This is a genomic window from Actinokineospora auranticolor, from assembly GCF_041897805.1.
Lineage (GTDB): Bacteria > Actinomycetota > Actinomycetes > Mycobacteriales > Pseudonocardiaceae > Actinokineospora > Actinokineospora auranticolor.
In genome coordinates this window covers 6688079-6707256 of sequence record NZ_CP154825.1, presented here as the reverse complement: position 1 = coordinate 6707256, position 19178 = coordinate 6688079, and the positions used below count along the sequence as shown (strand labels likewise).

Here is a 19178-nt window from a genome sequence, read left to right as displayed (position 1 = left end):
CGTCATTTGTCCGGACATTTGGACAGGAGGTGGCGGTGAACCCCGACGGCGCAGGTGGCCCCGGCGAGCTCTTCCTCGCCCAGTACTACCTCGATTGCCTCTCGCAGGCGTCCTACCTGATCGGCGACCGGACCACCGGACGCGCGGCGGTCGTCGACCCACGCCGCGACGTCGCGGTCTACCTCGCCGACGCGCGGGAACACGGGTTGCGCGTCGAATGGGTCATCGAGACGCACGTGCACGCCGACTTCCTGTCCGGCCACCTGGAGCTGGCCGAGGCGACCGGGGCGCGGATCGGCTACGGGTCCGCCGCCGAGGTCGACTTCCCCATCGAACGGCTGGCCCATGGGCAGCGGCTGTCCCTCGGCTCGGTGGACCTGGAGATCCTGCACACCCCGGGGCACACACCCGAGTCGATCTGCGTAGTGGTGCGCGAACAGGCCAACGGGGCTCCCTACGGAGTGCTGACCGGCGACACGCTGTTCCTTGGAGACGTGGGCCGACCGGATCTGTTGGGTGCCAACGGCTGGACCGCCGACGAACTGGGGCGGGCCCTCTACCGGTCGACAAGGTCCCTCTTGGACCTACCGGACGCCACCCGCGTCTTCCCCGCCCACGGCGCGGGCTCGTCGTGCGGCAAGAACCTGTCGACTGCCACTACGGGCACCATCGGCGAGCAGCGCGCCACCAACTACGCCTTGGCGCCGATGACCGAAGACGAGTTCGTCCGCGTCGTGTGCGAAGGACAGCCCACTGCGCCCCGATACTTCGCCTACGCCTCTACGCGCAACCGCGAGTCCCGACCGACCCTGCGTGAAGACGACCCCGTCCCGGAGGTGCGCGACCTCGACCGTGCGCGAGCCGACGGTGTAGTCCTGCTCGACACACGCGATCCGGAAGACTTCGCCGCGGGCCACCTCCCCGGCTCGATCAACGTCGGTCTGGGCGGTCGCTACGCCGAGATCGTGGGAGCGGTGCTCAAGCCCGACGACCGGATCGCGCTCGTCTGCCGACCGGATTCGGCCGCCGAGGCGCGCAACCGGCTGGCGCGCATCGGATTCGACCACGTGGTCGGCACCGTCGCGCCGCGCCCCGAGGTCACCGCCACCCGGCTGATGCCCGCCGACCTCCACCGCGCGCCGCGGGCGCGGCAGGTCGTCGATGTCCGCGCCGCGAGCGAGACCCGGCTGGGCGTCATCCCCGGCGCGCGGCGGATGCCGCTCCCCACCCTGGTCTCCTACCTGGGAGAACTCGATCCCGAGGTGCCGACGGTCGTCTACTGCGCGGGCGGCTACCGGTCGTCGGTCGCGGCCTCGCTGTTGCGGGCGCGCGGATTCGCCGACGTCGCCGACCTCGTTGGCGGGTTCGCCGCGTGGGCCGCCGCGGGCTTACCGGTGGAGGCCGCGTGAGCGCCGTGGTCACCGCCCTCGCGGCAGGTGGGGTCGTCGGGCTGGCCATGGGCGCGTTGGGCGGTGGCGGCGGTGTCCTCGCCGTCCCCGCGCTCGTCTACCTGCTGGGTGTTCCGCCGACGACAGCGGCGACCGCCAGCCTGATGATCGTGACGCTGACCTCGGTCACCGCGCTCGGTAGGCACGCCCACGCCGGGAACGTCTGTTGGCGTACCGGGTTGTTGGTTGCCGCGGCGGGCGTACCGGTGGCCGGTGGCACAGCCGCGTTGTCGGCGTACCTACCGACCGCGTTGTTGAACGGCGCCTTCGCGCTCGTTGCGGCGCTGGGCGCCGTAGTGATGCTCAAACCTCCTCAGGTGCCAGAGGAAGCACGGCCCGGATCGGTTGCGGTCCGAACCCGGGTACGGACTGTCCGCGTGTTGGGCGCGGGGTCCGGACTCGGCGCGGTCACCGGCCTCTTGGGCGTAGGCGGTGGGTTCCTGGCCGTGCCGACCTTGGTCGCCGCGCTGTCGATGCGGATGCGCGTGGCGATCGGGACGAGTCTGTTCGTCATCGTCGTGAACTCGTTCGTCGCCCTCGGCACCCGCCTCGCCGCGGTGCCCATTTCGCTCGACTGGGCCGTAGTGGGCCCGTTCGCCGGAGCCGCCGTTCTTGCCGCCTGGGACGGTAAGCGCCTATCGGCGTCGGTATCCCCGGAGACGCTGCGACGCGCATTCGGCGCGGTGCTCGCGTTGGTCGCGCTGGGTATGTTCGCCGACGCGATCACCTGACCAGGCGAACACCAGGCAAGTACCGGTCAGGCGCGGAAGGCGTCCGCGTTCTCGGTGGCCCATTCGGTCACGCCGCGCGCGGGGCGACCGAGGAGGTCGGGCACGGTCGACAGGACCGGCTCCGGGTTGTCGAGGTTGTCCGCGGCGAGCTGCAGCAGCCAGTCGACGGCCGGGGCGGGGATGAAGGCCGAGACCCGCTCCCGCCACTGGTCCGGGGTCAGCTCCTCGAACCGCACGGGGCGGCCGATGCCCGCGGCCACGGCCCCGGCCATCTCGGCGCGGGACAGCGTCTCCGGCCCGGTCAGCTGGTAGATCCGGCCCTCGTGGCCGTCCTCCACCAGCACCTTGGCCGCGACGGCGCCGATGTCGCCCTCGTGCACCGGGGCGAGCCGCAGCGCGCCGTAGGGTGCCCGGGCGACGCCCTCGGCGCGGATGCCCTCGACCCACTCGAAGAGGTTGCCGATGAACATGCCGGGACGGACGTGCGTCCACGGCACGCCGGACTCCTCCACCGCGATCTCGACGTCGCGGTGGTGGCGGCCGCCCCAGTCGTCCGGGTAAGCGGCGGAGGCGGAGGAGAGCGTCACGATGCGCTCGACCCCGGCCTGGCGGGCGAGTTCGGCGAACCGCTTGGTGTCGCCGCCGGGGAACACGTAGACGCGCTGCACGTCGGTGAGCGCGTCGGTCAGGCTGTCGGGCTGTTCGAGGTCGCCCGCGACGACCTCGACGCCGTCGGGGAAGGTGGCGTTGTCGGGATTCCTGGTGACCGCGCGGACGGTGACGCCCGCCTTCACCAGGTTGTCTACAACATGCTTGCCCACGGAACCGGTGGCTCCGGTAACCAGCACGCGCATGATTTGAGGTCCTCTCCCCTGGAAGATCAGTGCGCTTTCGACGCTAGCCACAGGTGAAGAGCCGCCGCACATGGGTATTTGCACAGGCGAATCGCAAGGCCGGGGCGCGGAAGGCTGAAAAGAACCGTTGGGGAGTGGCGCACTTTTCCGTGGCGCCCGAAATGGGTGCGGGTGACCGGAAAACGGCGGTCGGCCCGGGTGGGCCGACCGCCGGGAGGATCAGAACGGGTACACGGGGAGGTCACCGCGGAGGGTGACCCACTGGGTCTCGGTGAACGCCTCGATGTTCGCCTGCGCGCCACCGTGCCGGGAACCGGTGCCGGAGGAGCCCAGACCGCCGAAGGGGGCCGTGGCCTCGTCGTTGACCGTCTGGTCGTTGATGTGGACCAGGCCGGTCGGGATGCGCTCGGCCAGCGCCAGGCCCGCGTTGACGTCGCGGGTGAGGATGCCCAGCGACAGGCCGTACTCGGTGTCCCCGGCCAGCGCGGCGACCTCGTCCAGCGACGAGAACGCGGTCACCGGGGCGACCGGCCCGAAGATCTCGTCCCGGTACGCCGGGGTGTCCGCGGGCACGTTCCCCAACACCGTCGGCCGGTAGTACAGGCCCTCGTACGACCCGCCCGCGCGGACCGTGGCGCCGCCGTCGACGCTCGCGGTGACCAGCCCGTGGACCCGGTCGCGCTGGCCCGCGTCGATCAGCGGGCCGAGCGCCACCTGGTCGCGGTACGGGTCGCCGACGGGCAGGTCCGCGACCTTCGCCGCCAGCGTCGCGGTGTACTCCTCGACGATCGACTCGTGCACCAGGTGCCTGCTGGTGGCCATGCAGATCTGGCCGGAGTGCGTGAAGGTGCCCCACGCGCCCACCGAGGCCGCGCCGGTGACGTCCACATCGGGCAGCACGACCAGCGCCGAGTTGCCGCCCAGCTCCAGGTGCGCGCGCTTGAGGTGCTGACCGGCCAGCGCGCCGACGGCCCGGCCCGCGCGGGTCGACCCGGTGAACGCGATGACCCGCACCGCGGGCTCGACGACCAGTGCCTCGCCCACGTCGGCACCGCCGGGCAGCACCTGGAGCAGCCCCTCCGGCAGGCCCGCCTCGGCGAAGACGCGGGCGAAGACCGCGCCACCGCAGATCGCGGTGCGCGGGTCCGGCTTGAGGATCACCGCGTTGCCCAGGGCCAGCGCGGGGGCGATGGCGCGGATGGCGAGGATGGTCGGGACGTTGAAGGGAGCGATCACGCCCACTACGCCCGCGGGGAGCCTGCGGGCGAACGACAGCCGGGGCGCGCCCGTGCGCAGCAATTCGCCGTAGGGGTGCGACGGCAGCGCGGACGCCTCGTAGCACTCCTGGGCGCTGGTGTTGACCTGGAAGTCGCCGAACGGGCGGATGGCGCCGGATTCGCGCGACAGCCAGTCCTTGATCTCTTCGCCGTTCTTGACCAGCAGGTCGCCCGCGCGCCGCAGCACGCCCGCGCGGGTCTCGTACGGCGCGGCCGCCCAGGCCCGCTGCGCGACCACCGCGCGTTCGGTCGCCGCGCGCACGTCCTCCGGCGTCGCCCGGCCGACCTCGCCGAGCGGTTGACCGGTGGCGGGTTCGACGGCGGTGTAGGTGCCACCGCTCCCGTCGGTCCACGACCCGGTCCAGACCTTGCCCTGCCAGGCGCCGTCATCGAGCAGTGCTGTGCCATCGAGCGTCGACATGCCTTCCTCCATCCACCGCGAGCGCACCACGAGCCTGCTGCACCAGGGTCACCCGGACAACTCGGCTCACCCCCGCGCACAAGGCGTGAGCTGCGAAAACCGGTCCCGGTGGAGCAGGTGACGCGAGGGTACGCGCCCGGTCGTCCCCTACGGGGCGGAGGTCGGACTCCTCCCGGGGAGCTACCTGACCGTCCACCACGAGGACGACGCGGCCGCGAGCACGGCGTTGCCACGATGGCCGTGCCGGGCCGGGAAGACCGGTCCGGCACGAGGGGAAGGGGAAGCAGTGTCCACAAAGCACATCCGGGCTACCGGGGTGGTCGCGGGCCTCGCGGTCTTATCCGCGCTGGCCACCGCGACACCCGCGGCCGCGGCTCCCGCCGGGCGGGCGCCCGGTGTCGAGGTCGGTCTCGGCGACCTGCGCGTCGACGCGACCAAGGCCGCCAAGCCCGGCGCGAACCCGGTCCGGGTCCGGGTACCGGAGCCGACCGGCCGGTCCCGCGTCGGGACCACCGACCTGCACCTGGTCGACCAGGACCGGGTCGACCCGTGGAAGCCGGACCGCAAGCGGGAGCTGATGGTCACCATCAGCTACCCGTCCGGTGGTGGGGGGCAGCGGGCGAACTGGGTCACGCCGGGACTGGCGGCGGTGATCGACCAGGCCGCGGGCCCGGAGCTGTTCGGCGTCCAGCCGGGCGCGGTCGACTGGACCGGGGTCCGCCGCGCGGCCAAGGCCGACACCCGCGCCGATGGGCGGTGGCCGGTGGTGCTGTTCTCGCCGGGCTTCGGCTCGCCGCGCGAGCTCGGCGCGGCCATGGTCGACGACCTCGCCAGCCACGGGTACGTGGTCGTCTCCCTGTCGCACACCTTCGAGTCGTTCGCCGTGGAGTTCCCCGGTGGCCGGACCGAACTCGGTGTGGTCCCCGACTACGAGCCCGCGACCATGCAGACCGCTATCGACGCCCGGGTCGCCGACACCCGGTTCGTGCTCGACGAGCTCGCCCGGCTCACCCGGGGCCAGAACCCCGACGTGGACGGCAAGTCGCTGCCGCGCGGGCTGGCGGGCGCGCTGGACCTGTCGCGCGTCGGTATGTACGGCCACTCCTACGGCGGCTACACCGCCGGTGAGGCCATGTTCCACGACCGGCGCATCGACGCGGGCATCAACCTCGACGGCTCCATGGGCACCGAGGAACGGCCCAGCCAGGTGGCCGCGCACGGGCTGGACCGGCCGTTCCTGCTGGTGGGCGCGGACTTCGCGAACCCGGACGGCACCTGGGACGAGCACTCGCACCGCCCGCAGGGCTTCGACGTGAGCTGGGCGAAGTTCTGGGCCAACCAGCGCGGGTGGACGCGCGACCTGCACCTCAACCACGCGACCCACTACGGCGTCACCGACCTGCAGTTCGTCGTCCCGCAGTTGGCGAAGGCCATGCCTCCCGGCAAGGTCCAGGAACTGGTCGGCACCATCGACCCCGCCCGGTCGTGGGCGGCGCAGACCGACTACTACTCGGCGTTCTTCGACCTGCACCTCAAGGGGCGCGACCGCCACCTGTTCGGCAACAAGCCTCCCCGCCACCCGGACGTCACATTCCTCCAGTGACGATCGGACAGCAGAAGACCCGCCCCCAGCACGGGGGCAGGTCTTCGCCTATCCGGTCAGCGAGCAAGGCGTTCGAACCTCGATAGCGCGTACCGGGCCACGGACTGGCCTACCTGTACACCCACTTCGTCCGCGATCCGGGTGTGGATACCCGACCACACGCGCGCGTTGACGTTGTCCTGGGTGACCGCGCGCCAAGAGGTGTAGTGGAACGTAAGACCCGGCGCGGTAGGGCTTGTCAGGTCGAACGACGTACGCGGGCCCACCAGCGAGGTCAGCGTCTCCTCGGCGAAACCCGCGTAGGTGGCGTGCCCGCTCGGGTAGTCCGGGTGCGCCGGGGTGACGTGCAGCGGCGTCCACTCCGGCTTGCCCTGCGCCCGCAGCGCGGTCACCGGCCGCCACAGGACATACGCGTACTTGGCGTCCGACGTGGCGATCTGCGTGTCGACGGCGATCACGTTGAACGCGGCGACCAGACCGGTCCGCTCAGCCACCGACCCCCGCTTGGCGGCCAAGGCGGCCCGCACCGGGGTCACGAACGCGGGCTGCGAGCCCTGGTACCAGAACGCCGCGACATCGGTCTGCGCCCGCGTGCGGACCGTGCTGGTCACCGACCCGACGGCCCGTACCTCCGCCAGGTCCGCCCGGTAGCGCGCCGAGTCCAGGGCGGGCGGCGGCGCGGGGCGGAACTGGTCGGCCCGGCGCAGCAGGAACGGCCGCGCGGCCCGGTTCCCCGCCTGGATCGGCGCCGCGTACGCCGGGGGCGTCGGCTGCCACACCCCGGGCGCCGGGGCGGGCACCGGGAACGGCGCGTTCACCGACGCCGGGTCGAGGCCGTCCCCGGCGCGCTCGCGCAGCGCCCGGTCGGCCTGCCTGCCGCCCTCGGCCGCGCCGCTCCGCTTGTCCCGGCCGTCGGGGATCCGGGCCAGGGTGGTCCGCAGGGCGGCGTCGAGGTCGGCGGCGCGGGTCGGCGCCAACTCGGCGAGGGAGTCGTGCACGGCGGTGGCCAGCGCCGCGTCGGCGTAGTCGCGGCCGTCGCCGTGGCGCACCGCGCGCGTGGCGGCCAACCAGGCGATGGCCCAGGTGCGGTTGTTGGTGATCTGGGTCGGCGCCTGCGCGGCCGCGATCGTGCGGGCGGTGACGTCGTACCACTCCAGGGCGGTGTCGACCCGGGTGGTGGCCGCGGCGGGCGTGGTCAGGGTGGCGGTGAGGACGGCGACGGCCAGTCCGGCCTTGGCACTGGTGGCGATCGTGACGCGGTTTCGCATAGCGGCTCCGGTGTCGGCGCGGTCGGTCACCCGGATATCAACCACGTCCGCGCCGCGCCCGTCCACGTCGCCCACACTGTGGGGTGACACGTTCGCGTGACCCCGTTCTGCTACGGCCGGACAAGCAGAAGGGCAGTGCCCGCGTCGGATGGTCCGACGTCAGAGCACTGCCCGGTGTCCGCGTGGGTCTCATACCCCTCGTGCGCGCGGGACGTGGTGACTCCCCATCACCACTCGCGGTCGTCCAATGACAGCGCGTTGCCCGCTCGCCACCCCAGTGACTTCGACATGACAGACCTTCCTTGCCGCTAAACGAAACCCGATTGCGAGATCGAGTCTTCGTGGCGGGTCTGGGGCGAATCTGGGGCCGTTCTGGGATGGTTGACCCATGGGGGACCACAACGAGGTGGAGTTCCGCGTGCTCGGTGACCTCGAGGCGCGGATCGGCGGCGAGACGGCCAACCTCGGTCACTCACGGCAGCGCAGCGTGTTGGCCGCGTTGCTCGTGGAACCGAACCTGCCTGTCCCGGTCGACCGGCTGGTGGACCGGGTCTGGGCGGATCACCCGCCGCGACAGGCACGTGACACGCTGTACGGGTATCTCTATCGCCTGCGGCGCGCGCTGTCCAGTGCGGATGTCGAGATCGCCCGCCGGTCGTCGGGGTACGTGCTGTCCGTCGACAAGAGCGCGGTCGACCTCTTCCGGTTCCGCGAACTGGTCGCGACGGCCCGCTCGGCGCCGGACGAGGAGGCCCTGCGGCTGCTGGAGGAGGCCCTGGGCCTGTGGCGCGGCGAGCCGTTCTCCGGTCTGGACCTGCCGTGGGTGGACGAGCAGCGGTTGGCGCTGGAGCGCGAGCGGCTCGGCGTCGAACTCGACCGCAACGACCTGGGGCTGCGGCTCGGCGACCACCACGCGCTGCTGCCCGCGATCACCGCGCTGGCCCGCGCGCACCCGCTCGACGAGCGCGCCGCCGCGCAGTGCGTGCTCGCCCTGTACCGCTGCGGCAGGCAGGCCGAGGCGCTGGCGCACTACCAGCACGTGCGCCACCGCCTCGCCGACGACCTCGGCGCCGACCCGGGCGCCGAGTTGCGCGACGCGCACCGGCGGGTGCTCGCGGGCGACCCGGTGCCGTGCAGGCCCGAGCGGGCCGCGACGGTGCCGCGGCAGCTGCCCGGCCCGCCCGCCCCGTTCGTCGGCCGCGCCGCGGCGACGACCCGGCTCGACGAGCTGCTGAGCGCGCCCCGCGAGCCCGGCGGCACCGTGCTGGTCGCCGCGATCGGCGGTATCGGCGGCATCGGCAAGACCTGGCTGGCGCTGCACTGGGCGCACCACAACCTCGACCGCTTCCCGGACGGCCAGCTCTACGCCGACCTGCGCGGCTTCGACCCGACCAGCGACCCGGTGTCGCCGTCGTCCGCGCTGCGCGGGTTCCTCGACGCGCTCGGCGTCGCGCCGGACGCGGTGCCCGCGGACGTGGACGCGCGCTCCGGGCTCTACCGCAGCCTGGTGGCCGGTCGGCGGATGCTCGTCGTGCTCGACAACGCGCGAGATACCGCGCAGGTGCTGCCCCTGTTGCCGGGGAGCGCCGAGTGCGCGGTGCTGGTCACCAGCAGGCACCAGCTCACCGGCCTCACCGCCGCCCACGGCGCGCACCTGCTGCACCTGGACGTGCTGACCGCGGACGAGGCCCGGGAACTGCTCGTGCGCAGGCTGGGGGAGGACAGGCTCGCCGAGGAGGGCGCGGCGGCGGGGGAGCTGCTCGACCACTGCGGCGGTCTACCGCTCGCGTTGACCATCGCCACCGTGCAAGTCGCGAGTACGCCGGACTACCCGTTGTCCGAACTCGTCGAAGAGCTGCGCGACAGCCCCACGCGCTTGGATGCCCTCGACGGTGGTGAACTGCACGCGAGCCTACGTGGTGTTTTTGCGGCCTCTTACGGCGCGTTGTCCGCTGCTGCCGCGGAAGCGTTCCGGTTGCTGGGGCCCGCGCCCGGCCCGGACATCAGCCTGCCCGCTGCCGCCAACCTGCTGCGCGTGACCTCCGCGCGCTCGGTGCTGCGGGAACTGCGGCGGGCGCACCTGGTGCAGGAGCACCGGCCCGGGCGGTACCGCATGCACGACCTCATCCGCCTCTACGCGGCCGAACGCGCGGGCACCGACCAGGTCGAGAAGTCGCGCAGGCTCGTCGACTTCTACACCCACACCGCGCACCTGGGCGACCAGCTGCTCAACCCGTACCGGCCGCCGATGACCCCGGGGGACCTGCCCGCGGGGTGCGCGCCGCACGAGCTGACCGACCGCGCCGAGGCCATGGCCTGGTTCGACGCCGAGCACGCCAACCTGCTCGCCACCCAGCGGCTGGCCGCGCTGCACGGGTGGGACACCGCGGTGTGGCACATCGCGTGGGCGCTGACCCCGTTCCACTTCCTGCGCGGCCACGTCCCCGACCACATCGCGTCGTGGCGCGCGGGCCTGGCGGCGGCGGAGCGGCTCGGTGGGACCACCGTCCGGGCGACCGCGCACCGGCGGCTCGGCGACGCGTGCGCGCGCGGCGGGGAGATCGTCGAGGGCGTGACACACCTGCAGTTGGCGCTGGAACTGGCCGACGGCGCCGCGGACGCGGCCGAACGCGCGCACGCGCACCGCGCGCTGGGCATCGCGTGGGAGCAGCGCGGGGACCTCGAACGGGCGCTGGCGCACTCGCAGCAGGCGCTGGTCATCTACCAGGACCTCGACAACCCCGTGTGGCACGCGACGGCGTTGAACTCCGTCGGCTGGTGCCTGGCGCTGCTCGGCGACTACGACACCGCCCGGGGGCACTGCGAACGCGCGCTGTCCCTCGCCGAGGCCGCCGGCTACCACGACGGCGTCGCGGGCACTCTGGACAGTCTCGGCTACATCGCGCACAACGCGGGACGGCACGGCGAGGCCATCACCCACTACAACCGCGCGCTGGGACTGTTCCGCGCCAACGCGAACGCCTACGAGGCGGCGAACACCCTGGTCAACCTCGGCGACGTGCACGCGGCCACGGGCGCGGCCGAGCAGGCCCGCTCCGCGTGGCAGGCGGCGCTCAACCTCTACCGCGGCCAGCACCGGCTGCGCGAGGCGACCGGGGTGGCGGGAAAACTCGCGGGCTGAAACCCGTGCCTCTCAAGGCGCACCGGGTGCCCGCCGATAACCAACCCATGAAGCCCGGCAGGCTCGAGCTGAGCGACGACGTTTCGGTCGGGGTGTACGTCGACTTCGAAAACCTGGTCTGCGGCGCGGGCGCGGGACTGCCCGGCCGCAACCCGGTGCCGTACGCCGCGATCACCTGCCTGTGCCGCGACTACGGCAACGCGGTCATCCGCCGCGCGTACGCGGACTGGGCCAACACCCAGTTCGGCCGCTACCAACAGGACCTGGCCATGAATGGTGTGGACCTCATCCAGGTGGTCCGCTTCGGCACGGCCCGCAAGAACGCCGCCGACATCCGGATGGCCGTGGACGCCATGGAAACCCTGATCACCCACCCGGAGGTGAGCGTCTTCGTCCTGGTCGCGGGCGACGGCGACTACACCCCCCTGGTCCAGCGATTACGCGAGTTCGGCAAACGAGTGGTCGGTGTGGGCACGGAAGCCAACGCCAGCCCCCGGTTGGTGTCGGTCTGCTCGGAGTACAAGTACTGGGGAACCCTGGTAGCCCAAGTGGAACCGGACGCGGGCGGTCCGGCCGCGCACTTCGACATCGACGACGCCGAGACCCTGTTGGTCACGGCGATGGCCCAGGCGACGGTGGCCACGCCGACGGCCAGCTGGGTGAAGGGGAAGATGATCACTCTGGACCCGGCGTTCGACGAGCGGAACTACGGGTGCCGCAGCTTCCGGGACTTCCTGGCCCGCTTCGACCACCGGATCACCACGTCGGGCACGTCGGGCAGCGACATCACCCTCTCCCTGCTCCCACCCAACGGCCGCGGTCCGTCCCCTGTGGACTGACCGGGCGCGCGCCTCCGGCCCTCGATATCCATTCTAGTGCCGAGCACCGACAGTTTCGGTGCCTCGACTGTCGGACCTGTGGACAACCCCGCCGACTTCTCACCCGGTCGGATGGTGGATCCGCGTTCCGTTCGCGCACGGCCGAACCGCCACCCGGCCTATCCACAGGCATGATCGTCTTCTCGCCGAACTGTCGGTGCCCGCCACTAGAATGGGTATCGGAGGCCGGAGGCATACGTCGCCTGCCCGTCGCCTCGCACGAGCTTGTCCACAAGCACGATTGCCTTCTCCCCACATCGTCGGTGCCCGCTACTGGAGTGAATATGGCGCCCGAGGCGTACCTCGGCCGTCTCATTCCCGTCCGCCGCTGCCTGCCCACCGCCTCGCCGGGTTGTCCACAGGCATGATCGTCTTCGTCGCGAATTGTCGGTGTCCGCCGGTAGAATGGATTCCGGGGGCCGGAGGCATACCCGCGCGCCCGCCGGGAACCGGATCGTGATCGGTCCCGTCTGTGGAGGAGACGGACGGGGGCGGCATGGCGAAGCGCGGGTGGCTGGTCGGGGTCGTAGTTGTCGCGGTGGCCGGGGTGGTGTTCTTCCAGGCCGAGGACGACGACAAACCCCAGGCCAAGGCCGACTCCGAGGCGGCCCAGGTGGTAGGCGCGCCCCAACCCCGGGCCGCGAACCGGCGGGAGCCGATCCCCGGCCTCTACGACTGGAGCCACGCGGGCTACCGAGGCGGCGCACCCCTCCCCACCGACGCCCAGCTCACCCCCGACGACGCCTGCCGCGTCACCCCCGACGAACTCGCCGCCCTCGGCGCCCGCCCCGACGACTCCCAGGACGACACCGCCGGCCTCCAACAGGCCATCGATACCCTCCGTGACCGTTGTTCGCCCTCGGCCGACCACGACCACCTCAGCCTCATCGACCTCCCCCGCGGCACCCTCCTCGTCACCAGGCAGCTCGCCGTCGACGCCGACTACCTCCTCATCCGCGGCACCGGCCCCGACACCCGCGTCACCTTCCGCCCCGACCGAGACACCCTCTACGACTCCCTCACCCCGGACGGCGGCGACTGGGACGAGGACGGGATGTCCTACAAACAGGGCAAAGGCGGCTGGCTCTGGCCCGGGCGCGGCCTCTTCCGCGTCCAGTCCCGCGCGGTGCACCCCGCCTACCGCAAGGACTACGAATCCGCCCCCGCCAACCGCAAGGACCTCTTCGAGGGCACCGTCAACGTGCACTGGAAAGCCGGGGTCCCGCTGGCCGCGAAACCCGGCGACCAAGGCTTCAGCGCCCGCACCGGTGACACCGTCATCCACCTCGCCAAGAAGAACACCTTCACCACAGGCACCCTCGTCAACATCCGCGCCGCTAACACCGCGAAGTTCTACGAGCAGCAAAACGCGCCCGTCGACAAGGCGGTCAACCAGCACATGCGGCAGCAGGTGTTCCGTGTCACCGTGGCCGCCGACAAGACCATCACCCTCGACAAACCCCTGGAGTTCGACGTCCCCGTCGACTCCACTTCGGACGGATCACCCGCGATCGACGGTGACGCCTACCAATCCAAGGCGTCCCCGATCGTCGACCCGGTCGTCGGCGTCGGCTTCGAGTCCTTCTCCCTCACCCAGGAGACCGGCCTCGACCCCGACGCGGCCCGCGCCAACTACGGCAACCTGGCCCCCGCCGCCGAGATGCACGGCATCGTCTTCAAGTGGGCCGCCGACTCCTGGGTCCGCGGCGTCCACGCGACCATGACCGGGTCGCACCCCATCGTGACCGAGGAAGCCAAGAACCTCACCATCGCCGACAACGAGTTCACCGGCTCGTGGAACAAGGGCAAGGGCGGCAACGGCTACCTGCGCGGCTCCCGCGTCTGGGACTCCCTCTACGAGAACAACACCGCCACCGGCCTGCGCCACTTCACCTTCCAGTGGTCTGCCTCGGGCAACGTCGTCACCGGCAACTCCTTCGCCTTCGACATCAACCTGCACGGCGGCTGGGAACGCCACAACCTCTTCGAGCGCAACACCGTCCGCGTCCCCTACTCCCACCGATCCGCCAACTGCGCGAGCAACTGCGGCGAGGAGGGCGGCGGCGGTCCCGACGACTCGACCTGGTACCCGATCTGGTGGGGCGCGGGGGAGAAGGCCGTCAAGTGGTCCTGTGCCACCGGGCCGCGGAACGTGTTCTTCGACAACGCCATGGCAAAGCAGTTGACGGAGAACGGTCCCTATGAGCCTTTCTACGCCGACCGCCACCGCGTCTACCAGTTCGGGTGGTCGGGTACCGAGTACCGCCATTTGCGGGTTGACAGTGCGCCGATCACCGACTGGGCGCACAACGAAAGTAGGGACTACACGCAGAACAACGGTGTTTTCGCGGATCTGACCGAAGCGGGGGAATCCCTGTTCTACAAGTAGATCCCCACCAGCCCGCCCAGGCGGGGCTTCGTCAACTACGCGCATTCCCCGCGAATTGATGGCTGCCCCGGAACGGGCCCGGTCACTCTGTCAACCGAGGCGGTGCTCGGGACAGAAGGCGGTCGACATGGTGGGGCGTGTGGTCGTGGAGGGGGTTCGGCCGGTCGTCGCGGGAGGCGCGTTCCCCGGGCGGGCGGTGGTCGGCGAGCACGTGCCGATCTCGGCGACGGTGTGGCAGGAAGGCCACGAGGCGGTGGCCGCCACCGTGGTCTGGCAAGGTCCGTACGGCGGCGGTCGCGCGCGCATGACCCCCGACGGCGAGGACGGGTTCGTCGCGACCATCGTCCCCGACGCGGTGGGGCGCTGGACGTTCCGCGTCGACGGGTGGCGCGACCCGTGGGCGACCTGGCGGCACAAGATGACCGCCAACCTCGCGGCGGGCCTGCACGCGCCCCAGCTGCGCAACGACTTCGCCGACGGCGCGCACCTGCTCGAACGCGTCGCCTACCGGCCCGACCGCCGCGCGGAGCGGGACCTGCTGCTCGCCGCGGCCGACGCGCTGCGCGACGCCGACCGGACCCCGCGCGAGCGGTTCGCCGCCGCGATGACCGACGAGGTCGAGCGGGCCATGCGGGAGTTCCCCGTGCGCGACCGGTTGACCAAGGGCAGCACCTGGCAGATCTGGGTGGACCGCCCGCGCGCGCTCTTCGGTTCCTGGTACGAGATGTTCCCGCGCTCCACCGGGGGCCGCGCGCCGTCCGGCAAGCCCGTCCACGGCACCTTCGCCACCGCGCGGAAAGACCTCGACCGCATCGCGGACATGGGGTTCGACGTCGTCTACCTGCCGCCCATCCACCCCATCGGCAGGGTCAACCGCAAGGGCCGGGACAACCGGATCGTCGCGGGCCCGGAGGACGTCGGTTCGCCGTGGGCCATCGGGGCCCGCGAAGGCGGCCACGACGCCGTGCACCCGGATCTCGGCGCCATCGACGACTTCGACCGGTTCGTCGCCCGCGCGGCGGAACTGGGACTCGAGGTGGCACTGGACTTCGCGCTCCAGTGCGCGCCCGACCACCCGTGGGTCTCCGCGCACCCCGAGTGGTTCCACACGCGGTCCGACGGGTCCATCGCCTACGCGGAGAACCCGCCCAAGCGCTACGAGGACATCTACCCGCTGGACTTCGACTCCGACGCGCGGGGTCTGCGCGGCGAGGTGCTGCGGGTGGTCGAGCACTGGATCGACCACGGGGTCCGGATCTTCCGGGTGGACAACCCGCACACCAAGCCACCCGCTTTCTGGCACTGGTTGATCTGGGCCGTCAAACGCGACCACCCGGACGTCCTCTTCCTCGCCGAGGCGTTCGCCAACCCCACCAAGCTCTACGGCCTGGCCCGTCTCGGTTTCACCCAGAGCTACACCTACTTCACCTGGCGCGACACCAAAGCCGAGCTGACCGAGTTCGGTGAGCAGCTGGTGGAGCGCGCCGACGAGATGCGCGGAAACCTCTTCGTCAACACCCCGGACATCCTGCCCAAGAGCGTGCAGGACAACGGTGAAGCGGGTTTCGCCATCCGCGCCACCCTCGCCGCGACGCTGAGCCCGACCTGGGGTGTCTACTCCGGATTCGAGCTGTACGAGGACCGGGTGCTGCGTCCTGGGACGGAGGAGTACGCGGCATCGGAGAAGTACGAGCTGCGACCTCGCGACTACGCCACCGCGCACTCCCTGGCACCCTGGGTGACCAGGCTCAACCAGATCCGCCACGCGCACCCGGCCTTGCGGCAGCAACGCGGCCTGGTGTTCCACAAGACCGACAACGAGAGCCTGATCGCCTACAGCCGTACGGATCCGGGGACGGGCCAAACCGTGCTGTGCGTCGTCACCCTTGACCCGTGGGTGATGCAGGAGGGCACGGTCCAGTGGGACCAGACGGCGTTCGGGCTGGCCGAGGGTGCGCTGTTCGCCGTGCACGACCAGGTCAGTGACGAGTTGTACGGCTGGCACGGCGATGACTACGTCAAGCTCGACCCCCGCCGCGCGGTCGCGCACATCGCGGTGGTGGTGCGCCCGTGACCACGCTTCCCGGTGACGACCTGGACTGGTTCAAGCACACCGTGTTCTACGAGGTGCTGGTCCGCTCGTTCAACGACTCCGACGGCGACGGTGCCGGCGACCTCCGCGGTCTGGTGGAGAAGCTGGACTACCTGAAGTGGCTCGGCGTGGGCTGTCTGTGGCTCCCGCCCTTCTACGCGTCCCCGCTGCGCGACGGCGGGTACGACATCAGCGACTTCCGTGCCGTGTTACCGGAATTCGGCACGATCGAGGACTTCGTGCACCTGCTCGACGAGGCCCACCGCCGCGGTCTTCGCGTGGTGACCGACCTCGTCGTCAACCACACCTCCGACCAGCACCGCTGGTTCCAGGAGTCCCGCCGTGACCCCAACGGCCCTTACGGCGACCACTACGTGTGGAGCGACGACGACTCGCGCTACCCGGACGCGCGGATCATCTTCGTCGACACCGAGACCTCCAACTGGACCTTCGACCCCGTGCGCAGCCAGTTCTTCTGGCACCGCTTCTTCTCCCACCAACCCGATCTCAACTACGACAACCCGGCCGTGCAGGACGCCATGATCGATGTCATGCGGTACTGGCTCGACCTCGGGATCGACGGGTTCCGGGTGGACGCGGTGCCGTACCTGTTCGAGCGCGAGGGCACCCACTGCGAGAACCTGCCCGAGACCCACGACTTCCTCAAGCGCTGCCGCAAGGTCATGGCCGACGAGTACCCGGGCCGGGTGCTGCTGGCCGAGGCGAACCAGTGGCCCGCCGACGTGGTCGAGTACTTCGGCGACGCGGGCATCGGCGGCGACGAGTGCCACATGGCGTTCCACTTCCCGCTGATGCCGCGCATCTACATCGCGCTGCGCCGGGAGAGCCGGTTCCCCATCTCGGAGATCCTGGAGCAGACACCGGTGATCCCGTCGGGCTGCCAGTGGGGGATCTTCCTGCGCAACCACGACGAGTTGACGCTGGAGATGGTCAGCGACGAGGAACGCGACTACATGTACGCCGAGTACGCCAAGGATCCCCGGATGAAGGCGAACATCGGCATCCGGCGACGGCTCGCGCCGCTGCTGGACAACGACCGCCGTCGACAGGAGCTGGTCACCGCTCTGCTCTTGTCGCTGCCCGGCTCCCCGGTGCTCTACTACGGCGACGAGATCGGCATGGGCGACAACATCTGGCTCGGTGACCGTGACGGCGTGCGGACGCCCATGCAGTGGACCCCGGACCGCAACGCGGGTTTCTCCCGCTGCGACCCCAACCGCGTGGCGCTGCCGGTGGTCTCGGACGCCGTCTACGGCTACCAGGCGGTCAACGTCGAGGCGCAGCTGGCGATGGAGTCGTCCCTGCTGCACTGGAACCGCCGCATGCTGCACATCCGCGCCGACCACCCGGCCTTCGGCGTCGGACGGTTCGTCGAGCTGGTCTCGCGCAACCCGAGCGTTTTCGCGTACCTGCGGGTCGCGGAGGACGCGGCGCCGGATGTGGTCCTGTGCGTCAACAACCTGTCCGGTCGACCCCAGGCGGTCGAGCTGGACCTTGCCGCGCACGCGGGGCGCCACCCGGTCGAGCTGACCGGCGGCCTCACCTTCCCCCGCGTCGGCGACGGGCCCTACGTGCTCACACTGCCCGCCTACGGGTTCTTCTGGTTCTCCCTTGGTGTCACCGAAACCGGAGGTGTGCGATGTCGTTGACCGCCGTCGACCTGGTACCCGCGCTGCTGCCCCGGGTCGCGCGAGCACTGCCCGCCTGGCTGCCCCAACGGCGCTGGTTCGCCGGGAAGGGCGCGCCGCTGGTCGCGGTCGAGCTGACCGCGGCGGCCCGCTTCGCCGACCAGGCGAGCAAGTCGTTCGGGGTGCTGGCCGTCGCCGAGGTCCGCTACGCGGGCGGCAAGGCCACCGAGCGCTACCAGCTACCACTGGGCTTCAGCCCGACACCGCCCGAAGGCGAGCCGGTCATCGCCTGGCTGGACGGCCTGGCCGCGTACGACGCGACCGGCGACCACGAGCTGACCTCGGAGCTGCTGCGGCTGATCGGGCGCGACCACGACCTCGGCGAGGTGCGGTTCACCGCCGAGCCGGGCGGGGAACTCGCGTTCGCGCACCGCAACGGGATGCGCAGCCGCCGGATGACGGCCGAGCAGTCGAACACGTCGATCGTGTTCGGGGACCGGTTCATCCTCAAGCTTTTCCGCCGCCTGTCGGACGGGGTGAACCCGGACCTCGACGTGCACCGGGCGCTGGGGCGCGCGGAGAGCAGGCACGTCGCGCCGCTGCTGGGGGCCATCGAGGGGCCGGGCGTGACCTTCGGCGTCCTGCACTCGTTCGTGGCCGACGCGGTCGACGGGTGGCGGCTGGCCGTCACGGAGGCGTGCCAGGTCGCGCGCGGTGAGGACGTCTCACGTTTCCTCGACGAGGCGCGCGGGATCGGCGCGGCGGTCGCCGCCGTGCACCGCGACCTCGGGCAGCACTACGGGACCGCGCCGCTCGACCTGGCGGCGGTGCGGCGTCGGCTACTGGCCACTTTGGACAGCGCGGTGCCCGTGGTGCCCGCGCTGACCTGCTACGCGGACCGCCTGCGGGAGCTGTTCGACGGCCTGGACGCCCCCGCGGCGACGGCGCAGCGGATCCACGGCGACCTGCACCTCGGCCAGGTGCTGCGCACACCGGCGCGGTGGCTGCTGATCGACTTCGAGGGCGAGCCGTCGCACCCGATCCCGGTGCGCACGGCCGCGCAGTCGCCCCTGCGGGACGTCGCCGGGATGCTGCGGTCGTTCGACTACGCGGCCGAGCACGAGTTGCAGTTCGGCGTGGCGGAACACTTCCACGAGCACGCGTGCGCCCGCGTACGCCAGTGGGCGGCCGACGCCCGCGACGAGTTCTGCGCCGGGTACGCGTCGGGGTCGGGCGTCGACCCCCGGGCGCACGGCGACCTGCTGCGCGCCTTCGAACTGGAGAAGATGTTGTACGAAGCGGAGTACGAGACGCGCAACCGCCCGGACTGGGTCCGCATCCCGCTGCGCACCCTGCGCCCGACCCTGGGCGAGTGATCCCCCCACGGCCCGGCCACCCGTGCCCCCGGGTGGCCGGGCCCCCTTTC

The 19178-nt window shown here is 71.5% G+C and carries 12 protein-coding genes; 9 read left to right on the top strand and 3 right to left on the bottom strand.

Going from position 1 to position 19178, the window contains the following annotated elements:
• Positions 1–35: 35 nt before the first annotated feature.
• Together V5P93_RS29225 and V5P93_RS29220 are read left to right on the top strand one after the other, a co-directional pair.
• Complete coding sequence (locus tag V5P93_RS29225; RefSeq protein WP_104481247.1) at positions 36–1409, top strand: rhodanese-like domain-containing protein; 1374 nt, start codon at positions 36–38, stop codon at positions 1407–1409.
• Complete coding sequence (locus V5P93_RS29220) at positions 1406–2179, top strand: sulfite exporter TauE/SafE family protein (RefSeq protein ID WP_104481181.1); 774 nt, start codon at positions 1406–1408, stop codon at positions 2177–2179. The genes V5P93_RS29225 and V5P93_RS29220 overlap by 4 nt, the downstream gene beginning before the upstream one ends.
• 26 nt (positions 2180–2205) lie before the next feature.
• Here V5P93_RS29220 and V5P93_RS29215 read toward each other — a convergent pair whose 3' ends face one another.
• Together V5P93_RS29215 and V5P93_RS29210 are read right to left on the bottom strand one after the other, a co-directional pair.
• Positions 2206–3033 carry an SDR family oxidoreductase gene (locus V5P93_RS29215; protein WP_104481182.1) on the bottom strand — a complete coding sequence of 276 codons (828 nt, stop codon included), beginning with the start codon at positions 3031–3033 and terminating at the stop codon, positions 2206–2208.
• A 219-nt stretch (positions 3034–3252) separates the two neighbouring features.
• Complete coding sequence (locus V5P93_RS29210) at positions 3253–4731, bottom strand: benzaldehyde dehydrogenase (RefSeq protein WP_104481248.1); 1479 nt, start codon at positions 4729–4731, stop codon at positions 3253–3255.
• 286 nt (positions 4732–5017) lie between these two features.
• On the opposite strand from V5P93_RS29210, the gene V5P93_RS29205 reads away from it, so the two are divergent.
• Positions 5018–6334 (top strand): lipase, encoded by a 1317-nt coding sequence (locus tag V5P93_RS29205; RefSeq protein WP_181043688.1) that lies wholly within the window; start codon positions 5018–5020, stop codon positions 6332–6334.
• Between the two features lie 56 nt (positions 6335–6390).
• On the opposite strand, the gene V5P93_RS29200 is transcribed toward V5P93_RS29205, so the two are convergent.
• Positions 6391–7602, bottom strand: coding sequence for a vanadium-dependent haloperoxidase (locus V5P93_RS29200; protein ID WP_181043689.1), 1212 nt, complete (start codon positions 7600–7602; stop codon positions 6391–6393).
• Positions 7603–7990: 388 nt separating this feature from the next.
• Between V5P93_RS29200 and V5P93_RS29195 the strand changes: the two genes are divergently transcribed.
• The 6 genes from V5P93_RS29195 to V5P93_RS29170 all read left to right on the top strand — a co-directional run bounded on the left by V5P93_RS29195 (position 7991) and on the right by V5P93_RS29170 (position 19128).
• Positions 7991–10744: a BTAD domain-containing putative transcriptional regulator gene (locus tag V5P93_RS29195; protein ID WP_104481183.1), complete on the top strand. Its 2754-nt coding sequence runs from the start codon at positions 7991–7993 to the stop codon at positions 10742–10744.
• A gap of 26 nt (positions 10745–10770) precedes the next feature.
• Positions 10771–11583 (top strand): NYN domain-containing protein, encoded by an 813-nt coding sequence (locus V5P93_RS29190; RefSeq protein ID WP_245931514.1) that lies wholly within the window; start codon positions 10771–10773, stop codon positions 11581–11583.
• Between the two features lie 535 nt (positions 11584–12118).
• A complete protein-coding gene (locus V5P93_RS29185; RefSeq protein WP_104481185.1) occupies positions 12119–14011 on the top strand; it encodes a hypothetical protein in 1893 nt (630 codons plus the stop codon).
• Positions 14012–14138: 127 nt separating this feature from the next.
• Positions 14139–16085 (top strand): alpha-1,4-glucan--maltose-1-phosphate maltosyltransferase, encoded by a 1947-nt coding sequence (locus V5P93_RS29180; protein WP_104481186.1) that lies wholly within the window; start codon positions 14139–14141, stop codon positions 16083–16085.
• On the top strand, positions 16082–17773 hold the full coding sequence (gene treS / locus V5P93_RS29175) for a maltose alpha-D-glucosyltransferase (RefSeq protein ID WP_104481187.1): 1692 nt from the start codon (positions 16082–16084) through the stop codon (positions 17771–17773). The genes V5P93_RS29180 and treS overlap by 4 nt, the downstream gene beginning before the upstream one ends.
• Positions 17764–19128, top strand: a complete 1365-nt coding sequence (locus V5P93_RS29170; RefSeq protein WP_181043690.1) for an aminoglycoside phosphotransferase — start codon at positions 17764–17766, stop codon at positions 19126–19128. Before treS ends, V5P93_RS29170 begins: the two co-directional genes overlap by 10 nt.
• The last annotated feature ends 50 nt before the right edge of the window (positions 19129–19178 follow it).